This window comes from Streptomyces sp. NPDC017202 (genome assembly GCF_044331705.1).
GTDB lineage: Bacteria > Actinomycetota > Actinomycetes > Streptomycetales > Streptomycetaceae > Streptomyces.
In genome coordinates this window covers 221,522-237,622 of the sequence record NZ_JBIRNP010000011.1, presented here as the reverse complement: position 1 = coordinate 237,622, position 16,101 = coordinate 221,522, and the positions used below count along the sequence as shown (strand labels likewise).

15 protein-coding genes and 1 pseudogene are annotated in these 16,101 nt (G+C 74.2%); 5 read left to right on the top strand and 11 right to left on the bottom strand.

Translation table 11 applies throughout. The annotated features are described in order from the left end of the window. Positions 1-264: 264 nt before the first annotated feature. A complete protein-coding gene (locus tag ACH4N1_RS22655; RefSeq protein WP_398099517.1) occupies positions 265-1,806 on the top strand; it encodes a helix-turn-helix domain-containing protein in 1,542 nt (513 codons plus the stop codon). Positions 1,807-1,978: 172 nt separating this feature from the next. Here ACH4N1_RS22655 and ACH4N1_RS22650 read toward each other — a convergent pair whose 3' ends face one another. From ACH4N1_RS22650 to ACH4N1_RS22610, 9 genes and pseudogenes are all read right to left on the bottom strand, one after another. Continuing rightward, positions 1,979-3,202 carry a cytochrome P450 gene (locus ACH4N1_RS22650; protein ID WP_398099515.1) on the bottom strand — a complete coding sequence of 408 codons (1,224 nt, stop codon included), beginning with the start codon at positions 3,200-3,202 and terminating at the stop codon, positions 1,979-1,981. Next, positions 3,199-4,437, bottom strand: coding sequence for a cytochrome P450 (locus ACH4N1_RS22645; protein WP_398099513.1), 1,239 nt, complete (start codon positions 4,435-4,437; stop codon positions 3,199-3,201). The genes ACH4N1_RS22650 and ACH4N1_RS22645 overlap by 4 nt, the downstream gene beginning before the upstream one ends. Continuing rightward, positions 4,434-5,057, bottom strand: coding sequence for a GTP-binding protein (locus ACH4N1_RS22640; protein WP_398099511.1), 624 nt, complete (start codon positions 5,055-5,057; stop codon positions 4,434-4,436). Before ACH4N1_RS22640 ends, ACH4N1_RS22645 begins: the two co-directional genes overlap by 4 nt. After that, positions 5,029-5,391, bottom strand: a complete 363-nt coding sequence (locus ACH4N1_RS22635; protein WP_398099509.1) for a DUF742 domain-containing protein — start codon at positions 5,389-5,391, stop codon at positions 5,029-5,031. Before ACH4N1_RS22635 ends, ACH4N1_RS22640 begins: the two co-directional genes overlap by 29 nt. Beyond that, entirely contained in the window at positions 5,388-5,810 is a 423-nt protein-coding gene (locus tag ACH4N1_RS22630) for a roadblock/LC7 domain-containing protein (RefSeq protein ID WP_398099507.1), read from the bottom strand. The genes ACH4N1_RS22635 and ACH4N1_RS22630 overlap by 4 nt, the downstream gene beginning before the upstream one ends. Next, positions 5,807-7,255: an ATP-binding protein gene (locus tag ACH4N1_RS22625; protein WP_398099505.1), complete on the bottom strand. Its 1,449-nt coding sequence runs from the start codon at positions 7,253-7,255 to the stop codon at positions 5,807-5,809. The genes ACH4N1_RS22630 and ACH4N1_RS22625 overlap by 4 nt, the downstream gene beginning before the upstream one ends. A 415-nt stretch (positions 7,256-7,670) precedes the next feature. Next, positions 7,671-8,138, bottom strand: a complete 468-nt coding sequence (locus tag ACH4N1_RS22620; RefSeq protein WP_398099503.1) for a hypothetical protein — start codon at positions 8,136-8,138, stop codon at positions 7,671-7,673. A gap of 557 nt (positions 8,139-8,695) precedes the next feature. Next, positions 8,696-9,043, bottom strand: a pseudogene (locus tag ACH4N1_RS22615) (ArsR/SmtB family transcription factor); the annotation flags it as partial. Between the two features lie 158 nt (positions 9,044-9,201). Further along, complete coding sequence (locus tag ACH4N1_RS22610; RefSeq protein WP_363089670.1) at positions 9,202-9,576, bottom strand: hypothetical protein; 375 nt, start codon at positions 9,574-9,576, stop codon at positions 9,202-9,204. Between the two features lie 344 nt (positions 9,577-9,920). Between ACH4N1_RS22610 and ACH4N1_RS22605 the strand changes: the two genes are divergently transcribed. Then, positions 9,921-10,373 carry a flavodoxin family protein gene (locus ACH4N1_RS22605; RefSeq protein WP_398099501.1) on the top strand — a complete coding sequence of 151 codons (453 nt, stop codon included), beginning with the start codon at positions 9,921-9,923 and terminating at the stop codon, positions 10,371-10,373. Between the two features lie 91 nt (positions 10,374-10,464). Here ACH4N1_RS22605 and ACH4N1_RS22600 read toward each other — a convergent pair whose 3' ends face one another. Further along, entirely contained in the window at positions 10,465-10,935 is a 471-nt protein-coding gene (locus ACH4N1_RS22600) for a hypothetical protein (protein WP_398099499.1), read from the bottom strand. A gap of 461 nt (positions 10,936-11,396) precedes the next feature. Here ACH4N1_RS22600 and ACH4N1_RS22595 point away from each other — a divergent pair, with 461 nt between their 5' ends. After that, positions 11,397-13,667 carry a M4 family metallopeptidase gene (locus tag ACH4N1_RS22595; RefSeq protein ID WP_398099497.1) on the top strand — a complete coding sequence of 757 codons (2,271 nt, stop codon included), beginning with the start codon at positions 11,397-11,399 and terminating at the stop codon, positions 13,665-13,667. A 156-nt stretch (positions 13,668-13,823) separates the two neighbouring features. Here the strand turns inward: ACH4N1_RS22595 and ACH4N1_RS22590 are convergent, their stop codons facing one another. Continuing rightward, a complete protein-coding gene (locus ACH4N1_RS22590) occupies positions 13,824-14,456 on the bottom strand; it encodes a hypothetical protein (RefSeq protein WP_398099495.1) in 633 nt (210 codons plus the stop codon). A 232-nt stretch (positions 14,457-14,688) separates the two neighbouring features. On the opposite strand from ACH4N1_RS22590, the gene ACH4N1_RS22585 reads away from it, so the two are divergent. Together ACH4N1_RS22585 and ACH4N1_RS22580 are read left to right on the top strand one after the other, a co-directional pair. Beyond that, positions 14,689-14,961: a hypothetical protein gene (locus tag ACH4N1_RS22585; protein ID WP_398099493.1), complete on the top strand. Its 273-nt coding sequence runs from the start codon at positions 14,689-14,691 to the stop codon at positions 14,959-14,961. A gap of 211 nt (positions 14,962-15,172) precedes the next feature. After that, positions 15,173-16,027 carry a chitosanase gene (locus ACH4N1_RS22580; protein WP_398099491.1) on the top strand — a complete coding sequence of 285 codons (855 nt, stop codon included), beginning with the start codon at positions 15,173-15,175 and terminating at the stop codon, positions 16,025-16,027. The last annotated feature ends 74 nt before the right edge of the window (positions 16,028-16,101 follow it).

Below are 16,101 nucleotides of genomic sequence, written 5' to 3'. Positions count from 1 at the left end.
TTCGCCCCTCGGTGCCGGGAGTCACCCCTGCGCGGGGGAGGGCGCGCACCACCGCCCGGCCTGTCCCGCCTGGCCTGTCCCGCCCGGCCCGTCCCGCCCGGCCTGTCCCACTCCAGCCGCGTTCCGCTTGTCCGGTCCGCTCCGCCCTGCCGTGGGCGGAGCCGGACGCGGTCCGGGCCGGTTCCGGCGACGGTGAGGTAACGTCCCTGACCGATATGACTGATTCGGTCCGGACGGGCTGTGAGGGACGAGGAGTGCGCCGACATGACCGGCCTGGACGACGGGCACCGTCACACGGGTGTGACGGTGCCGGGGCACGCCGACCCGACGTGGGCGCAGGAACTGCTGGACCACCTGCGTCCCGCCGGACGCGACGTCGCCAGGATCGTCGACTGGCTCGGCACCACCGTCGACGCGGCCGTCTCCCTGCGCGACGAGAACGGCACGCTCCTCGCGGGAGCGCCCACACCGCTCGACGAGACTCTGGTGACGGACATCGTCACCGGCCGTCTCGCCTCCGCCTCCTGGGAGGGCGACGGCCGCCACCTGCGGATGATCCGTGTCGAACTGCCGCCGCCCGCCGCGGCCGGCGTGCTCGCCGTCGCCCGGACCGAGTCCTTCGACCGGCGCGCCGCCGACATCGTGACCCACACGGCCGCCGCCCTCGAACTCCTGCTGCGCGCCCAGCGCACCACCGCCACCGGACACCGCCTCGCGCGCGCCACCTCCGACCTGCGCCTGGCCATCCTCCAGCTGCTCATGGTCGAGGACACGAGTGCGGCCCGCAGGGTCGCCGCGGGCCTGTGGCCCGGCCTCCTCGACACCGACACCGCGTGCGTCTACGTCGTCGAGAGCAGTCCCGCGGACCGGGACCGGCTGGCCGAGGCCTGCATCGAGGCCACCCGCGAACAGAGCCTGGTCGTGCGCTGCCCGGCCGTGGACGCCCACGTCATCGTGCTGACCCCGCGCGACGCCGCGGGCGCCGACCTGCGCGCGCTGTGCCACCGGCGGCGCGACACCTTCCTCGGCGGCAGCGCCCGCCAGAGCCTCGCCCACACCGCCGCCGCCTACGGGCAGGCGGTCAGCGCGCTCGCCGTCGCCCGCTTCCGCCCCGACAAGACGGCCGTCTACGCCGAACGTACCCACCCCGAGCGGCTGATGGACCCCGCCGCGCTGCGCGCCTGGACCACCCGCCTGCTGGGCCCCCTCGACACCCTCGCCCACCACACCCGCGCCGAACTCCTCGCCACCACCCGGCTGGGCCTGGAGTTCACCGCCGTCAGCGCGGCGAAGGTGCTCGGCGTCAGCCGCAACACCGTCCGCGCGCGCATGGAACGCGTGGAGAACCTCCTCGGCGCGGACTTCTCCGACCTGGCCGTCCGCGCCGCCGTGCACCTCGCCCTGAACACCGAGGCCTGCCTGACCGAGGACCGCCACCCCGCCGCCGGGCCCGCCCGCCTCGCCGACCTGCTCACCGGGCCCGCGCTGCGCACCTGGGCGCACGGTCTGCTCGCCCGCCTCGACGCCGACGGCCGCGACCTGCGCACAACCCTGCGCGCCTGGATCGCCGCCGGCGGCAACGCCGAACGGGCCGCCCAGTTCCTCGGCGTGCACGCCCAGACGGTCCGCGAACACGTACGCGGCGCCGAACCCGTCCTCGAACGCCGGCTCCTCGCCGCGGGCAGCGACCTCTACGAGGTCGTTCTGGCCCACCTCGTGACCGGGGCCCTCAGCCCGCCCGGCCTGCACGCCGACCCGCGGCCCTCCCGACGCCCGTCCCCGCGCCCCGGCCGCCATCAGGCGTAATCGGGCCATCCGGACGCACCTGTGCACAGGTGAGCCCTGGAGCCCCGGGAGCGGGCACCGGCACGATTCACAGGCGGCACGCCCGGCACGTAGGTTCGACGTGCCGCGGGGGTTCGACCGGAACGGGGGACCGGTCGCACCCCCGCGATGCCGGGGGGCCGCGGGAGCGCGGTCAGCCGCGCAGCCGGACCGGGATCTCCTGCCAGCCGCTCGCGATGAACGACGGCACCTGCGCCGGCTTTCCGGCGTCCGCGTCCAGTCGCAGCCGGGGGAACCGGTCGAACAGGGCGGGCAGCGCGGTGAGCGCCTCCATCCGGGCCAGCGGGGCGCCGATGCACCGGTGCACGCCGATCCCGAAGGACAGGTGGTCGTCCGCCCGGCGCGCCGCGTCGAAGACCTCCGCGTCCGCGCCGTAGTGCGCCGGGTCCACGCCCGCCGCCGCGTACGTCGTGACGATGGCGTCCCCGGCCGGGATCGTCACGTCGCCCACCTTCAGGTCGGTGACGGCGAACCGCAGCGGCAGCGTGGCGATCGACGGGTGCAGCCGCAGGGTCTCGTCGACCACCGCGTCCCAGCCGACGTCCCCGCGCCGCACGGCCGCCAGCTGCTCGGGCGCGCCCAGCAGCGCCACCACGGCGTTCCCGATGAGGTTCACGGTCGTCTCGAACCCGGCGCCGATCACCAGCAGCAGCGTGTACAGCAGCTCCTCGTCGCCGAGCCGGTCGCCCTCCTCGTCGCGCACCCGGATCAGCTCGGTGGTCATGTCGTCGCCGGGGTGCGCGCTCTTGTACGCGATGAGCCCGCCGAGGACCGAACCGATCCGCTCCTGGACACGCGCGGCGTGCTCCGGGGTGGGATCGGTGGTGTCCATGATCGAGGCGACCAGCCGGACGTGGTCCTCGCGCATGTCCTCGGGCACGCCGAACAGTTCGCAGATGATCCGCATCGGCAGGGGATGGGCGAACGCGGCCTTCAGGTCGACCGCGTCCCCGCCCCGGTCGAGGCCGTCCAGCAGCTCCGCCGTGATCGCCTCCACCCGCCGCCGCAGCGACTCGGTGCGGCGGTGCGTGAAGCTCGGGGCGACCAGGCGCCGCAGCCGGGCGTGGTCGGCGCCGTAGGTGGAGAGCATGTTGACCACGCCGACCCAGCCCAGGATCCAGCCCCAGGAGGGGTGTTCGCCCAGTTCCGGCCACAACCGCCAGTGCTGGCGCGGGTCCTTGCTGACCTGCGGGTCGAGGATCAGCGCCTTGAGGGTGTCGTACCCCGTGGGCGCCCAGGCGGGGATGCCGCCGGGCAGTTCGACGGGCACGACCGGGCCGAGCGCGCGCAGCCGGGCGCTCTCCGCGTGCAGGTCGGAGCCGAACGGGTCGAGGACGGTGCGGTCGGTCACGGTCACGAAGGGACTCCCGGATGGTCGGTGGCGCGAGGACTGAAGCGGACGGGCAGCGCGCTCAGGGAGCGGTGGAAGGGCCCCGGCCGCCAGGAGAGCCGCTCGCGGGGCAGCACCGGGTCGAGGTCGGGCAGCCACTGGGTGAGCCGCTCGATCGCCTCGGTGACGAGCAGCAGCGTGTGCTGTTTCACCGGGCAGGCGTGCGGTCCGGCGCCCCACGACAGGTGCGAGGCGTCGTGGGGGTGACGGTCCGTGGCCGCCTCCCGCTCGGCGAAGACACCGAGCGCCCCGTACGACACCACCACCGGCACGGCGTCGCGCAGCCACACCCCGTGGAAGGAGACGGGCCGGCGCGCGTAGTAGACGCCGTAGTTGGCCAGGGGCGTCTCGTGGTGCAGCACCTCGACCACCGCGTCCATGACGGGGCGGGCGCCGCTGGTGAGGGTGGAGTAGTAGAGCGGGTTGCCCAGGATCCGCGACAGGGTGTTGGACAGCAGGTTCGCGGTCGGTTCGTAGCCGGCGCCGAGGGTGAGGAACACCTGCCAGGTGACCTCCTCGCCGGTGAGTCCGGCGGGATGGCCGAGGAGCCGGCTGGGCAGGTCGTCGCCGGGCCGTTCGGCCTTGGCCGCGATCAGCTCCAGGACGTACCGGGCGTACTCCGCCTCACCCTCGGCGGCCTGCGCACCGCCTTCCATCATCTTGCCCAGACCCGCCTCGAGCCGGTCGCCGGCGCTGTCCGGCAGCCCGAACAGGTCGTTGAACACCAGCGCCATCAGCGGCCGCGAGAAGTCCGCGACGAGATCGGCTTCGCCGTGCGGCCCGATCCGGTCCACCAGCAGGCGCACCGCCCGGTGCACCCGCGCCCGGAGGTCGTGCGGCTCCACCAGGTCGAACACGTCGATGAGGGTGGTCCGGTAGCGGACGTGCGCGGCGCCGTCGGCGAACAGGGCATTGGGCCGCCACCGCATCATGCCGAGCACCGGGGAGTCCGCCGGGACGGTTGCCTCCCAGGCGCGTGGATCGTGCGAGAACGTCTCCTCGTCGTGCAGCACGTCCAGCGCCGCCCGCCGGTCCGTGACCAGGTACGCCGGCACACCGGGCGCCAACTCCGCCCACCCGATGGGGCCCTGGGCGCTCAGGGCGGCGTAGTGGCGCCGCGGGTCCGACGCGAAGCCGTCCTCCCACAGCCGCACGGGAGCCGAACGCGAGAAGTCGTGCCGGTCCGGGGGGTAGGTGGTCACCGGGCCTCCGCCGGGTCGCGGGTGATCAGATGGTCGACCAGCGCGAGCAGCGCGTCGACGGAGGAGTCCGCGTCCCGCGCGTCGCAGGTCACCAAAGGGGTGGACGCCTCCAGGTCCAGGGCGCGCCGCAGCCGCTCCTCGCCGTGGTGCCGGGGCGCGTCCGGGAAGGCGTTGAAGGCGACGGCGTACGGCAGTCCGCTCTCCTCCACCAGGCCCAGTACGTCGAACGACGCGTCGAGCCGGCGGCCGTCGACCAGGACGAGCGCGCCGAGCGCCCCGTGGGCGATGTCGTCCCACAGCGACCGGAACCGCTCCTGTCCCGGGGTGCCGAACAGGTAGAGGACCACCCCGCCGGGCAGGCTGATCCGGCCGAAGTCGATGGCGACGGTCGTCGTGGCCTTGTCCCGCACCCCGGCCAGGTCGTCCACCCGCGCGGACGCCTCGCTGAGGGGTTCCTCGGTGTGCAGCGGGCGGATCTCGGACACCGAGTCGATCAGGGTCGTCTTGCCCACCCCGAACGGCCCGGCGACCAGGATCTTCACCAGGTCACGGGCGGTGTCGGGCTGGTGGACCGCGCCAGGGGTGCCGGCGCTAGGCGTGTTTGAGGGCGCGGAGGCCATCGGCCACTCTCTTCAGCAGGTCGGGGTCGAAGCGGTCGGCGGGCGGGATCGGCGCGCGGGTGTGGACCAGGTTCAGGTCGGCGAGCCCGGCCGCCAGCACCCGCACCGCGGAGACCGGCAGCCCGAGCAGCGCCGCCGCCTCCACCACCGCCAGCGAGCCCTCCTCCAGGGCTTCCAGCAGGGCGAGTTGGGCGGCGGGCAGTCCGGGCGGCGGGTGCTCGCCGGTGCGGGCGAGCACCGAGAGCCGCTCCAGGTGCGGACGGCTGGGCCTGGCCACCCCGCCGGTCGACAGGTACGCGGGAACCAGGGGACGGCCGGCCGGGCGGGCGGTCACGCCGGAGCGCGGTCGTCGGCTCCTCGGGGCGCGGCCGTCATGGCCTTCTCGCCCAGTCGCGCCACCTGGGAGTGCACCCGGTGCGCCAGCAGGTCCAGACGCACCTCGCCGTCGCCGTACGCGGCGACGCAGGTGCCGTGGTCCGTCGGCACGATCAGCACGTAGCCGTGGTCGGACTCGATGACGACCTGGCGCACCTCGGCCTTCTCCCGGTCGGCGAACGCCGCCGCAGCCGTCCGGCACGCCCCCTGCACGGTGCTGGTGATCGCGGCCACCCGTTCCGCCGACGGCTGCGACAGCGCGTCGGTGTACCCCGTCACGAGCCCGTCGCGGGTCAGCATGACGGCGGCCACCACGTGCGGCACCTGGAGGATCGGCTCCAGTACCCATGCCGTGTCGCCCGTGTTGCGGCTGGTCATGCCGCGCCCCCTTCGTGGTCGGTGTGGTCGGTGTGGTCGGTATGGCTGGTGCGGCCGGTGTCGCGGGACACCGGCCGGGCGGCGGCCACGGGTGCGGTACCGGCGTCGGCGCGCGCCGCCGCGGTGCCCGTCTGGAGTGCGCCGAGCGCCGCCGCGGACTCCTCCGGCCGCCGGGCCGGCCGCGTCGGCTCGGGCGCCGTCGGCGGCCCGGCCGCGGCCGCGGGGCGGGGGCGCCGCCGCCGCTGCGGCAGCCCGTCCTCGTCCGCGGGTGCGCGGTGCCCGGGCGCGTCCGGTACGGCGTCCTCCGTGCCGTAGGCATGCGCCGGGGCCGGGGCCGGGGCGGGGGCCGGAGCCGGGGCGGCGGGGACGGGCCTGCGGGTGGTGCGCGGCGCGCTCGGGGCCGGGGGCCGGTCGGCAGGGTCGAGGCGGCTCAGCAGGTGGCTGTCGACCCGCAGGACCGCGCGCACCCCGCCGTAGGGGGAGGCCGACGAGACGTCGACGGCCAGGTCGAACTGGCGGGTGAGACGGCCGATCGCGGCCAGGCCCATGCGCGGCGGGTCGCCCAGGTCGGTCAGGAGGATGGGGGTGTCGCCGGCCACCAGCCGCTGGGCGCGGTCGCGTTCGTCGCGGGTCATGCCGAGGCCCGCGTCGTCGACGGTGACGCACACGCCGTGGTGGACGTGCTCCAGGCTCACCACCACTTCGGTGTCGGGCGCGGAGTGCCGCAGCGCGTTGTCGAGGAGTTCGGCGACGATGATGGCGACCGGCTCCACGGCGTGCGAGACCAGGGCCGTGCCGGGCTCCAGATGGTTGTGGACCTCGACCCGCTGGTAGCCCGCGAGCCGCGCCTGGCCGCCGGTGACCGCGTCCACCAGGTGCGACTCCTCGCGGGCGAGTCCCACCCAGGCCCCGCACACCACCGCGGCCACCTGGGCGCGCCGCAGCGACTGCTCGTTCTCGTGGTCGAGCCGGAACAGGGTCTGTGCCAACTCGGGGTCGTCGTAGCGCTGCTGAAGTTGCCGCAGGGCGTCCTGGAGCCGGTACAGGGCCGCCTGGATCTCCCGGGTGGCGCCGCGCATCCCGGCCTGCGCGGCCGCGTCGACCCGGGTGCGCTGGGAGGCCACCTCGGACCGGAGCGCCAGGAGCACGTTCTCCAGGGCGATGCCGAGCGGGGTGCCGGCGGTCAGCGGCTGGAGCGGGCCGGGCACCGCCAGGTGCGGATGCGCCACCTGCTGGGCGGCGGCGGGCACCCGGCGGGCCGCGAGATGCTCGACCTCGGCGGTGAACGCCCTCAAGGAGCCGTCGAGTCGGGTGCGCAGGGCGGCTGTCTCCGCCCGCTGCCGGGTCTGTTGCCGTCGTAACCGCAGCAGCCCGCCGCCGAGGGCGAGCGCGGACAGTGTGCCGGCGGCGAGGCCGCCTGCCACCAGGTCCGGTAGTTCGATCATCGATTCGGTTCCAGGGAGGGTCGGCGTTCCGGGGAAGGGCGGGGCAGGGGTGAACCCGGGAGACGCGGACCGGGCACCCGCAGCACAGTACACACCGTCATCGTTCGATCTCGCACGGTTGAGCAAGACTCCGTGCCGAAAGTGCCCGCCGTCTGTTCGCTTCTGCGCCGACTGACGCAATTGTCTTGCTCCACAAGCGAGTTGATCCCGCCCCGGAGTGGCCTGATGCCGCCCCGTGCCCGGTCGGCCGTTCGGTACGATCGCCGCGCGGCCCCCGATCCGTCCGGCGTGCGGCCGCTCGTACGCCGGCGGCGCCTCGTCGGGGGAGAACGTCCCGGTGTGCGGTGGTCGTCCTTCGCCGGGCTCCCGCCACGGGCCCGGTCCGACGGGAGCACGGTCCCGGACCCGTGACGCGCTACGCGCCGCGCGGCGGAGTGAGAACGGCCATGGTGCCGTTGGCCTGCCGCAGCGCGAGTTCCAGGGTGCCGGGGGAGTGCAGCGCACCCGATCCGTCCGGCGGGATCAGCCACTCCAGGAACCGGGCCGGACGGTACGGCGGGGGCACCGCGACCCAGGACCCCCGGCCCGACTGCCGCAGCCCCTCGCCGACCCAGCGGGTCGCCGGATCCGGCGGCAGGAAGAAACCGACCCGGTGGGCCGCGGTGTCCACGAGGGTCGGTCCCGGTACCGGCAGCGACGGCTGCCACAGCAGGTCCAGGGTGAGCAGGCCCAGGCAGTCGGGCACGCTCAGCACGTCCCAGTAGCGGCCCGCCTCCAGCAGGGTGACGCCGTGGCCCTGGTCCCACTCCCGCTTGCAGTTCCGCGGGTCCGTCGAGGCGGCGGCCAGCCACTCCACGCCGCGCGCCCACAACACATGGCTCATCGTCCGGCTCCGTCCGAGTCCGCCCGGAACCGGCGCGCGCGAGGACGCCACCGGAGCAGGGGCCCTGCCGTCGGCCGCACGCCGACTCGGCATATGCATGCTGGTGGATGTTCCTCCGTGGCGGAAGGGGTGGCGGACGGTGGCGTTTGGGTCCGTTTTGTTCGACGCCCGCGTGACTGTTCGGCCGGCGGTGCGGGAGGCAGGGGCGGGGGCCGAAGCGGTGGTGAGGGCTGAGGCCGAGAGGGGGGTGACGCCCCGGCGCGGCCGCCGGATCCGGTGGGTGCCGCGGCAGTGCCGGGGGTGCGGAGATGGAGGGGCGAGGACCTTCCGCACGCCCGTCCGGGCGGCGGCTGAACCGCGCGCACGCCACGGGCCCGGACGCCGTACGACCGTGAGGTCGCGGCGGCCGGGTCCGTGGCGTGCGCGCCCGGTGTTCCGCCCGGTCCCGCCCGCCGTCAGGGCAGCCGCGAGCCGCCCTGCGGAACGGGCAGCGCCCGCGCCGACGGAACCGACGGAACCGACGGAACCGACGGGTCCGATGAGGCCGACGCCACCGACGGCATAGACGGCGCCGACGGGTCCGACTGCCGCAGCTCGGCGAGCAACTCGTTCCGTCCGGCCAGCAGTTCGGTCAGGATCCGGCGGGCCGCGCGGAGCAGCTCGGCGACGTCGCCACCGGCCAGCGCGTAGCTGACCGTCGAGCCCTCCCGGATCGACACCACGATCCCGGACCGCCGCAGCACGGCCAACTGCTGGGAGAGACTGGACGGTTCGATCTCGATCTCGCTGAGCAGGTCCCGCACGGCGACGGGCCCGCCCTGAAGCAGTTCGAGGACCCTGATCCGCACCGGGTGCCCCAGCATGCGGAAGAACTCGGCCTTGGCCTGGTAGAGGGGGACCTGCATGGTCAATCGCTCGCTCCCTGCCGCTCTCGGGGTCCTGCGTCCGTCACGATCCTGGCGACTTCGGGCCCCGCACGCCCCGGTGATGCACTGATGTGGATGTGTCGAGATGAAGAAATTTTCAATTCCAGGGCGTGCGAAGCCGTAGGTCACGCGGGGGTCTACACCTCGAGGTCCGTCTCGATCCGCTTGAGCTGGTGACGGGCCATCGCGAGGTTCGAGCGGTCGCGGTCCAGGACGAGGTAGATGAACAGTCCGCTGCCCTGCCGCCCCTTCAGCAGCCGGATGAGGTGGTACTGGCTCCCGAGGGTGATCAGGATGTCCTCGATCTCGCCCTTCAGCCCGAGGTGCTCCATGGTGCGGACCTTGGCCCGGATCACATCGGTGTTGCCCGCGGCGGCGACGGCCAGGTCGAGGTCCTTGCCACCGCCCATGGTGCCCAGGGCCATGCCGCTGGTGTAGTCCACGACGGCGGCGCCCAGCGCCCCCTCGATCGAGGTCATCGTCTCCTTGAGGGAGATTTCCACATTCGCCATGGCGGTCCTCCTACGGGTTGCACGGGACCGGGCTCCTCCGGCCCCGTTCGTGTTCCGACCGTACGGAGGGGGTCGCCCGGAAGGATGAAGCCTTCCGGGACTGGCGCAGAGAGAACCGGAACGTGTGGACGCCTGCCGCACTTTGATCGCGCGGGATGCGGAATCTGACCGTCTCGTGCGTCGAGTGCTCCCTGAGGAAGAAGAGCCGGCGTGAGTGCGGGACGGCCGTACCGGGGTCGCGCGGTCCCGTTCGGATTCCGTCGGCGCCGCGGCCGTCGCACCGGCGGGGCGCCCGGTGCGGCGCCGCTTGCGGCGGGCCGTCCGAGCGGGCAGGGTTCGATGCCGTGGCCACTTTGCTGATCGTCCATCACACGCCCTCGCCGAACTGCCAGGCGATGTTCGAAGCGGTCGTCCGGGGCGCGACGACGCCGGAGATCGAGGGGGTCCGCGTCGTCCGCCGGGCCGCCCTCGCCGCCACCGCCTCCGACGTCCTGGCCGCCGACGGCTACCTGCTGGGCACGCCGGCCAACCTCGGCTACCTGTCCGGTGCCCTCAAGCACTTCTTCGACCAGGTGTACTACCCCTGCCTCGACGCCACCCGCGGCCGCCCCTTCGCCTACTACGTGCACGGCGGCAACGACGTCACCGGCGCCGTGCGCGGCATCGAGGCCATCACGACCGGCCTGGGCTGGCGGCGCGCCGCCGAACCGGTGACCGTCACCGGGGAACCGGGCAAGGCGGACATGGAGGCCTGCTGGGAACTCGGCGCGACCACTGCCGCGGGCCTCGTCGGGTGATCACGGGCATGAGCGCGGACCACCGCGACGGCGGCCTCACCCGGCTGGGGGAAGAGCACAGGCGCGCGCTCCTTCCCGCGCGGCACCCCGCTCAGTCCCACAGCGGGTAGGTCATCACCTTCGCGAACTGCTCGGGCCGCTGGTCCGGGTACTCCAGGGTGATGCGGCCGTAGCGCTCCGTCCCGGGGTCCTTCTTCCAGGGCTGCGCCTTGTCCAGCCGTACGACCACCGGGTACGAGCGGAAGGTGCCGGCCGCGCAGTAGGGCTTGCAGTCGTTGACGACGTTGACGCCCGTGGCCTTCGCGGACCTGGCGTCCCACCGGACCCACTTCAGCGAGGCGAGGCGGCTGTTGCCGTCGCCGCAGGCCAGGATGAAGTCGTGGGGCCGCACCCGCGGGTGCCAGAGGCAGTCGACCAGGACGGGCGGTGCGCTCTGGCGTGCGACGGGCCGGTCGGCGGGTGGTGACGCGGCGGGCGCGGCCGAGGCCGTCCCGACCGCCGCGGTGAGTCCCAGTGCCGCGCAGAGCAGCGCCGCCGTCCTCGTCGTCCTGTGTCCGCGCATGACCGCTCCCGCCCGTCTCGGGACCCGGGCCGTTCCCCGCGCCCCGTGGAGGTTCTCCACCGACGCTACGACGACGAGCCGACCAGGACCACTCGAACGGCCCAGCGGCAGGGCGCGGGCGCTGCCGGCGGCGTTCCGCTACACGCCGGGCGCTCACTTCACGTCCGGCCGAAAAGAAGTACCCGGACGCCCAACTGCCTTTCCATCAAGGCGAATTCAAGCCGTTGTATTGGCATTCCCATGACAAAAGTGCGACGTGGGTGCCACGCTGCTGCCGAACGTTCACCTTTCCTTCACGCCCCTGAGGGGCGGCGCCCCCACCCCCCATCCCTTCGCCACCCGACGGACGCCCGCAGACCGCACCCGCCCCGCCGTGCGCGCGTTCCGGACCGTGCCCACCCCGCCGGTCCGCCCCCACCTCGGCCCGCACGACGGGCCGACCGTCGCAGAAGGAGAAGCCGTTGTCCCGGCGACCCCGTCTTGCCCACCGGCGCAGACACGCAGCCGTCCTCGCCCTCACCACCGTCGGCACCCTGCTCGCCCTCGGCGCCCCCGCCGGCCCCGCCGCCGCGGCCCCTGCCGACCCGGGTCCCACCACCCTCACCGCCACCCCGCGGGCCGGCGCCGCACCGGCCGCGCTCCCGCCCGCCCGGCGGGCCGCACTCGTGCGGAGCGCCCAGGCCGCGGCCGGCGCCACCGCCCAGCGCCTCGGCCTCGGCACCCGCGAGAAACTCGTCGTCAAGGACGTCGTCCGGGACGCCGACGGCGCCACCCACACCCGCTACGAGCGCACCTACGCCGGACTGCCCGTCCTCGGCGGCGACCTGGTCGTCCACCTCCGGAACGGCCGCACCACCGTCTCCCGGGCGAGCGAGGCCACCCTCGCGGTGCCGTCGCTCACCCCGAAGCTGTCCGCAGCGAAGGCCGGCGGCAAGGCACTGGCGGCCGCGCGCGAGGCCGGCATCACGCGTTCCGCCGCCGAGGGCGCCCCGCGCCTGGTCGTCCTCGCAGGCGAGGGCAAGGCCGTCCTCGCCTGGGAGTCGGTCGTCGAGGGCGTCCGGAAGGACGGCACGCCCAGCGAACTCCACGTCGTCACCGACGCGGCCTCCGGCAAGGAGATCCAGGTCTCCGAGCAGGTGCACACCGGCAGCGGCACCGGCCAGTACAACGGCACGGTCACCGTCGGCAGCACCCTGTCGGGATCGACGTACCAGCTGCTCGACGGCGACCGCGCGGGGCAGCGCACGTACGACCTGAACCAGGGCACCTCCGGCACCGGCACCCTCTTCACGGACGACAACGATGTCTGGGGCGACGGCACCCCCGGCAACCGCCAGACCGCGGGCGTCGACGTGGCCTTCGGCGCCGCCGCCACCTGGGACTACTACAAGGACGTGCACGGCCGCGACGGCATCCGGGGCGACGGCGTCGCCGCCTACAGCCGCGCCCACTACGGCAACAACTACGTCAACGCCTTCTGGCAGGACAGCTGCTTCTGCATGACCTACGGCGACGGCTCCGGCAACACCCACCCGCTGACCTCGCTCGACGTGGCCGCCCACGAGATGAGCCACGGCGTCACCAGCGCCACCGCCGACCTGACCTACTCGGGCGAGTCCGGCGGCCTCAACGAGGCGACCTCCGACATCTTCGCCGCCGCGGTCGAGTTCCACGCCGGCCTCGCCGCCGACGTCCCCGACTACCTGGTCGGCGAGAAGATCGACATCAACGGCGACGGCACCCCGCTGCGCCACATGGACAAGCCCTCCAAGGACGGCTCCTCCCGCGACTACTGGAGCTCCACCCTCGGCAGCGTCGACGTCCACTACTCCTCGGGCCCCGCGAACCACTTCTTCTACCTGCTCTCCGAGGGCAGCGGCGCCAAGACCGTCAACGGCGTCGCCTACGACAGCCCGACCTACGACGGACAGGCCGTCACCGGCATCGGCATCGGCGACGCCGCCGACATCTGGTACCGCGCGCTGACCACGTACATGACCTCCTCCACCGACTACGCCGGCGCCCGCACCGCCACCCTCCAGGCCGCCGCCGACCTCCACGGCGCCTACAGCCCCACCTACCTCGCCGTCGCCGACGCCTGGGCCGCCGTCAACGTCGGCAACCGCATCGCCCTCGGCGTCAACGTCGCCCCGATCACCGACCAGACCAGCGGCGTCGGCCAGGCGGTCTCCCTCCAGGTGGACGCCTACACCACCAACACCGGCTCCACCCTCGCCTACACGGCCACCGGACTCCCCGACGGCCTGACCATCGACGACACCGGACTGATCTCCGGCGTGCCGACCACCACCGGCACCACCCCGGTCACCGTCACCGTCACCGACGGCACCGGAGCCTTCGTCACCGTGGACTTCGACTGGCGGGTGGCCCACGTGTACGCCAGCACCACCCGCGTCGACATCCCCGACGTGGGCGCCGCCGTGGAGTCCCCGATCACCATCGGCGGCCGCGGCGGCAACGCCTCCCCGGCCACCGAGGTGCACGTCGACATCGTCCACACCTACCGCGGTGACCTGACGGTGGATCTGGTCGGCCCCGACGGCACCGTGTACCCGCTGCTCAACCGCAGCGGCGGCGCCACCGACAACGTCGACCAGACCTTCGTCGTCGACGCCTCCGCCCAGCCCGTCGACGGCACGTGGAAGCTGCGCGTGCGGGACCTCGCGGCGATCGACGTCGGCTACATCCGGGGCTGGCAGCTCACCCCCTGACGCGAACCGGCCGGGCCCCGGACCCCACCCGGTCCGGGGCCCTGTCGGGCGCGGGAACCCACCCGGTCCGGCCGCCGGCGTCGCACACCCGCGGGCGGTGCCGATGGTGCGGGCGGTCGTCCGGCCCGGGCGTGGTGGCGCCGACGGGCGGCCGGCTCAGGGGCGGCGCTGCGGTGCCGGGGTGCCGAGGCCCGTGATCTCGGTCAGCGGGGTGCCGCCCGCCCACAGCAGCAGACGGGCGCCGTCGACGAGATGGGTGTGCCCCTGGCGCGCGGCCCACACCTCGTCGCGGTGCGAGAACGTCCCGCGGTGCACCACGAGCCGTACCGAACGGGCGGACCGCCACCGTGACCGGCACGAGCAGGCGTCCTCCTCGTCCGGCAGCGGCTCGGCCACCGGCCGGAACGACACGTCGAGCAGCCGTCCCCGCCGGTCGCGGGCGGCGAGATGGACGGCGTCGTGCGCGGACGGCGGCAGCACCCGCCAGCCGTCCCGCCGCAGCATCCGCGCCACCGCGATCATCAGCCCCCGCTGATCCAGATCCGCCAACTCCTCGGCGGTGTAGTGGCCGTGACGCCGCCGCGCCGGGTGCCGGGACCGCCGCAGCACGACGAGGGCGACCACGCCGAGCACCGTCAGCACCAGGGCCGGGACCCACGGGCCGACGGCCCGGCCGGCCAGCGCCAGCCCGGCGGCCGTCCCGCACACGACGGCGGTCAGCACGGTGAGGCCGGGCAGCGCCTCGCGCAGCCGCGGCCCGTGGTGTCCCGACGCGCGCGGTTCCCGCACGGTCCGCCGGGCACGCCGGGACCCGCCCGCCGACGCCCGCTTCCCCCTGCGTGTCCCCAGGGCCGGCACCCCCCCACCCCGTACCCCGCGATGTGCCAGGACCGGATGCATACCCGCGGGGTGACGAAATGCCCGCGCTCGGCGCTTTTCGGCCACCGCCTTGGCCGAAGGGCGGCCCGGCCGGCGGCTGCTCGACGGGCCGTTGTCAGTGTCGGGTGCGAAGCTGCTGGTCATGGACGAGGCTGACTTCATGCGGGGCCGGGTCTACGGCGCCGACCACGAGGATGCGGCACCCCGCCCGGACCGCGAGTACGCGGAGCTGGTGGGCGGTCCGCTGGACGGGCTGCTCCTGGACGTCACGGACCGCCCGGACAGCGACCTGCACGAGGTGGCGCTGACGACCGAGATAGGCCGCTACGGCCCCGGCGGCTGGGCCCTGTACAAGGAGCGGTCCGGAGGCGCCCGCCGCTTCGACTGGCGCGGGGACGCGCCCGGCGCGCCCTGACGCCCGAGGGACGATGGGCGACGCGGCGACGCGGCGACGCGGCGATAAGGCGACGAGGCGACGGGAGCGGCGAGCCGGAGGCTTGTCCGATCGTACGAACCTTCCTTCAGGAGGGTTACCTCGTACGGTCGGACTTGATAGGAAACTTTCCTGTCAGTCGCAGTGCAGACCCACCTCCCTCCACCCCCCCCACTTTCCTGGAGTCACTGTGGTGCACGCATCCCCCGACGCGCAGGGTCCGACCGCCGCCCCGTTCGCCGCCTCCCGCCGCAGGGTCCTCGCCCTCCTCGCCGCCGTGACGGCGGCCCCCCTCCTCGTCTCGCCGTCGGCGTCCGCCGCCCCCCAACTCCGCGCGGCGGTGGGGCTGGACGACCCGGCGAAGAAGGAGATCGCCATGAAGCTGGTGTCGAGCGCGGAGAACTCCTCGCTCGACTGGAAGGCCCAGTACCAGTACATCGAGGACATCGGCGACGGCCGCGGCTACACCGCCGGCATCATCGGCTTCTGTTCCGGCACCGGCGACATGCTCGACCTCGTCGAGCTGTACGCCGACCGCGCACCCGGCAACGTGCTCGCCGGGTACCTGCCCGCCCTGCGGGCGGTCGACGGCACCGACTCCCACGACGGCCTCGACCCGAACTACCCGCGGGACTGGCGCACGGCCGCCCGGGACACGGTGTTCCAGCAGGCGCAGAACGACGAACGCGACCGCGTCTACTTCGATCCGGCCGTCCGCCGCGCCAAGGCCGACGGCCTGCGCGTCCTGGGCCAGTTCGCCTACTACGACGCCATCGTCATGCACGGCGACGGCGGCGACGCCACCAGCTTCGGCAGCATCCGCCGGCGTGCCCTGGCCGAGGCGAGGACCCCGGCCCGGGGCGGCGACGAGACGGCGTACCTCAACGCCTTCCTCGACGCACGCGTGTGGGCCATGAAGCAGGAGGAGGCGCACAGCGACACCAGCCGCGTCGACACCGCCCAGCGCGTCTTCCTGCGCAAGGGCAACCTGGACCTCCAACCGCCCCTGGACTGGAAGGTGTACGGCGACAGCTACCACCTCGACTGACCGCGGCGCGCCCGTCCCGGCCCGCGCGCACCGAGGCCGGCCGGCGTCACCGCCGCGTCGCGGTGGCGCCGGCC

Excerpts from the sequence above, each read along its gene's own strand:
- ACH4N1_RS22625 (WP_398099505.1), bottom strand. The coding sequence starts at position 7,255 with ATGATCGAACTACCGGACCTGGTGGCAGGCGGCCTCGCCGCCGGCACA.
- ACH4N1_RS22630 (WP_398099507.1), bottom strand. The coding sequence starts at position 5,810 with ATGACCAGCCGCAACACGGGCGACACGGCATGGGTACTGGAGCCGATC.
- ACH4N1_RS22600 (WP_398099499.1), bottom strand. The coding sequence starts at position 10,935 with ATGCGCGGACACAGGACGACGAGGACGGCGGCGCTGCTCTGCGCGGCA.
- ACH4N1_RS22655 (WP_398099517.1), top strand. The coding sequence starts at position 265 with ATGACCGGCCTGGACGACGGGCACCGTCACACGGGTGTGACGGTGCCG.
- ACH4N1_RS22640 (WP_398099511.1), bottom strand. The coding sequence starts at position 5,057 with ATGGCCTCCGCGCCCTCAAACACGCCTAGCGCCGGCACCCCTGGCGCG.
- ACH4N1_RS22585 (WP_398099493.1), top strand. The coding sequence starts at position 14,689 with ATGGACGAGGCTGACTTCATGCGGGGCCGGGTCTACGGCGCCGACCAC.
- ACH4N1_RS22620 (WP_398099503.1), bottom strand. The coding sequence starts at position 8,138 with ATGAGCCATGTGTTGTGGGCGCGCGGCGTGGAGTGGCTGGCCGCCGCC.
- ACH4N1_RS22610 (WP_363089670.1), bottom strand. The coding sequence starts at position 9,576 with ATGGCGAATGTGGAAATCTCCCTCAAGGAGACGATGACCTCGATCGAG.